Below are 3,306 nucleotides of genomic sequence, written 5' to 3'. Positions count from 1 at the left end.
CCTTTTACGTTTGGCTTGCCGTCGCCTGCACGCTGATTGCGCTGGGGGGGCTGGTGCTGCACACCTTGATTACCCGTCGACGGCTGCTGGCCGATATCCGGCAGCGCGAGTCGCGGGAACGCCGCATTAAAGCGGCAAAAATCAAAAAGCAGGGAGCACCACTGTGAACACCCGTCGTAAAAACCGTCTGATAGTCGCCATTGCTATCCTGGCCGGGCTCGGACTGGCAACCGCGTTAGTGATGTACGCACTGCGTGCCAATATCGATTTATTTTATACCCCCAGCGAAATCCTGAACGGCAAAGGTGAGCGTCAGGAAAAACCTACGGCGGGCCAGCGCCTGCGCGTCGGCGGCATGGTGATGCCCGGGAGCGTCAGGCGCGACCCGAATACGCTGCAGGTTTCTTTTAAGCTTTACGACGCTAACGGCGTGGTAAGCGTGAGCTATCTCGGCATTCTGCCGGATTTGTTCCGGGAGGGGCAGGGGGTAGTCGCGCAGGGCGTACTGCAGCCCGGTAACCGCATCGAAGCAAAAGAAGTATTGGCAAAGCATGATGAAAAATACACGCCGCCGGAAATAGAGGATGCAATGAAAAAGAACCATAAGATGGCGGTGAACCAGCCATGATGCCGGAAATTGGCAGTTTTCTGCTGGCACTCGGCGTTGCGCTGGCGCTGCTGCTGAGCGTTTACCCGCTGTGGGGCGCCTCCCGTCAGGATACGCGGCTGATGGGGTTGGCCAGGCCGCTGAGCTATGCGCTATTCACCTGCGTGCTGGCCGCATTTGTCGTGCTGGTACACGCTTTTGTGGTGAACGATTTTAGCGTGGCCTATGTCGCCACTAACTCCAATACGCTGCTGCCGGTTTACTACCGTATTGCCGCAACCTGGGGGGCACACGAGGGGTCGCTCCTGCTGTGGCTACTGCTGCTCAGTACCTGGACGCTGGCGGTTGCCTTGTTCAGCCGCGCAATGCCGCTGGATTCCGTGGCCCGGGTGCTGGCCGTCATGGGCATGATCAACCTTGGCTTTTTGCTGTTTATCACGTTGACCTCTAACCCGTTTACCCGCACGTTGCCTGATTTTCCGATCGACGGCAGCGATCTTAATCCGATGCTGCAGGATATTGGCCTGATCTTCCACCCGCCGCTGCTCTACATGGGTTACGTCGGTTTCTCCGTGGCTTTCGCGTTTGCCATTGCCTCGCTGATGACGGGAAGGTTGGATACGGCCTGGGCACGCTGGTCACGTCCATGGACAACGGCGGCCTGGGTTTTCCTGACGATCGGTATCGTGCTGGGCTCAGCCTGGGCCTATTATGAGCTTGGCTGGGGCGGCTGGTGGTTCTGGGATCCGGTAGAAAACGCTTCCTTTATGCCCTGGCTGGCTGGCACGGCACTTATCCACTCGCTGGCGGTAACGGAAAAGCGCGGCACCTTTAAGGCCTGGACGGTGCTGCTGGCGATTACCGCATTTTCGCTTAGTCTGCTGGGGACTTTCCTGGTACGCTCTGGCGTGCTGATTTCGGTGCACTCTTTCGCCTCCGATCCGGCACGCGGCATGTTTATTTTGGCCTTCCTGGTGATCGTTATCGGCAGCTCGCTGCTGCTGTACGCCATCAAGGGCAGCAAGGTGCGCGGTCGCGTACAGAACGAGCTGTGGTCGCGCGAATCTTTCCTATTGGGTAACAATATCCTGCTGATTGCGGCCATGCTGGTGGTATTGCTCGGCACGCTGCTGCCGCTGGTGCACAAGCAGCTGGGGCTGGGCAGTATTTCCATTGGCGAGCCTTTCTTTAATACGCTGTTTACCTGGCTGATGGCACCGCTGGCGCTGCTGTTGGGGATTGGCCCCCTGGTACGCTGGCGTCGCGACGAGCCGCAAAAATTATGGAAGCGGCTGGCGGTCGCGATGCTGGCCACGCTGGTGCTTTCCATTCTGCTGCCGTGGCTGATGCAGGACAGCATTGAAGCGATGACGGTAGTGGGGCTGCTGATGTCGCTGTGGGTCATCTTCCTGACGTTGATGGAGTTACACGAGCGCGCGACCCATCGCCACCGCTTCCTGGTCGGGCTGCGTCATCTTTCCCGCAGCCACTGGGGCATGGTGCTGGGCCATCTTGGCGTCGCTGTGACCGTTATCGGCATCGCGTTCAGTCAGAACTACAGCGTGGAGCGCGATGTTCGTCTGCGTGCGGGCGATGCAGTTGATATCCATAGCTATCATTTTATCTTCCGCGATGTGCGTAATCTCCAGGGCGCAAACTACACCGGTGGCGTAGGCATCATTGATGTGACGCGCAACGGCAAACACGAAGCGACGCTGCACGCCGAGAAACGTTATTACAGCGTGGCGCACACCATGATGACCGAGGCGGCCATTGACGGCGGCTTCACACGTGATCTTTACGCGGCGCTGGGCGAAGAGCTGGAAGATCATTCCTGGGCGGTGCGTATCTATTACAAACCTTTTGTTCGCTGGATTTGGTTCGGCGGCCTGTTTATGGCGGCAGGCGGCATTTTATGCCTGCTCGATCCACGCTATCGCTCGCGTAAAAAGGAGCCAGTATGAAAAAAACGCTCTATATTCCGCTGGTCCTGTTTTTGCTGCTGGCCGTTGCGCTGATGTGGCAGTTAACACGCAATGCCGATGGTGACGATCCAACAAAGCTGGAGTCCGCGCTGGTGGGCAAGCCTGTGCCAGTTTTCCGGCTGGAATCGCTGGAAAGCCCTGGCAAAATTTACGACCAGTCGGTACTGCATGATGGCAAACCGATCCTGCTCAACGTTTGGGCGACCTGGTGTCCTACCTGCCGTGCCGAGCACCAGTACCTTAATTCGCTGGCGGTACAGGGTATTCGTGTCGTAGGACTTAACTATAAGGACGATCGGAGCAAAGCCGTAAACTGGCTTAACTCACTGGGTAATCCCTATGCATTAAGTCTCTACGACGGCGACGGCATGCTGGGGCTGGATTTGGGCGTCTATGGCGCCCCGGAGACTTTTTTAATCGATGGCAAAGGGATTATTCGCTATCGCCATGCCGGGGATTTGAACGACCGGGTATGGAACAGCGAAGTCAGGCCATTATGGGATAAATACAGCAAGGAAGCCGCTCAATGAAACGCATTTTACTTGTCGTCGCGCTGATTTTTTCTTTCAGCGTGCTGGCGGACAATATAGACACCTATCAATTCTCTTCGGTCACTCAGGAGCAGCAGTATCGACATCTTACAGAGTCGTTGCGCTGCCCCAAATGCCAGAACAACAGTATCGCTGACTCGAATGCGATGATTGCCGCCGATAT

Annotated in this window: 5 protein-coding genes; all 5 read left to right on the top strand. The window is 56.9% G+C overall.

Going from position 1 to position 3,306, the window contains the following annotated elements; all coding sequences use genetic code 11:
* The coding region (gene ccmD / locus RTK32_RS20335) for a heme exporter protein CcmD (RefSeq protein WP_312047121.1) at positions 1-167 on the top strand (167 nt) is incomplete at its 5' end.
* Positions 164-628 carry a cytochrome c maturation protein CcmE gene (gene ccmE, locus RTK32_RS20330; RefSeq protein WP_312047119.1) on the top strand — a complete coding sequence of 155 codons (465 nt, stop codon included), beginning with the start codon at positions 164-166 and terminating at the stop codon, positions 626-628. The genes ccmD and ccmE, both read left to right, overlap by 4 nt.
* Positions 625-2,571, top strand: a complete 1,947-nt coding sequence (locus RTK32_RS20325; protein WP_312047117.1) for a heme lyase CcmF/NrfE family subunit — start codon at positions 625-627, stop codon at positions 2,569-2,571. The genes ccmE and RTK32_RS20325 overlap by 4 nt, the downstream gene beginning before the upstream one ends.
* On the top strand, positions 2,568-3,122 hold the full coding sequence (locus tag RTK32_RS20320) for a DsbE family thiol:disulfide interchange protein (RefSeq protein WP_312047115.1): 555 nt from the start codon (positions 2,568-2,570) through the stop codon (positions 3,120-3,122). The genes RTK32_RS20325 and RTK32_RS20320 overlap by 4 nt, the downstream gene beginning before the upstream one ends.
* Positions 3,119-3,306, top strand: a 188-nt coding sequence (locus tag RTK32_RS20315) for a cytochrome c-type biogenesis protein CcmH (protein ID WP_312047113.1), incomplete at its 3' end; no start/stop codon positions are given. The genes RTK32_RS20320 and RTK32_RS20315, both read left to right, overlap by 4 nt.

The sequence above is a fragment of the Erwinia sp. genome (assembly GCF_031978025.1).
In the GTDB taxonomy this organism is placed as follows: domain Bacteria; phylum Pseudomonadota; class Gammaproteobacteria; order Enterobacterales; family Enterobacteriaceae; genus Erwinia.
Note: the sequence above shows the minus strand (reverse complement) of the source record. Positions and strands in the feature narration are given on the sequence as shown.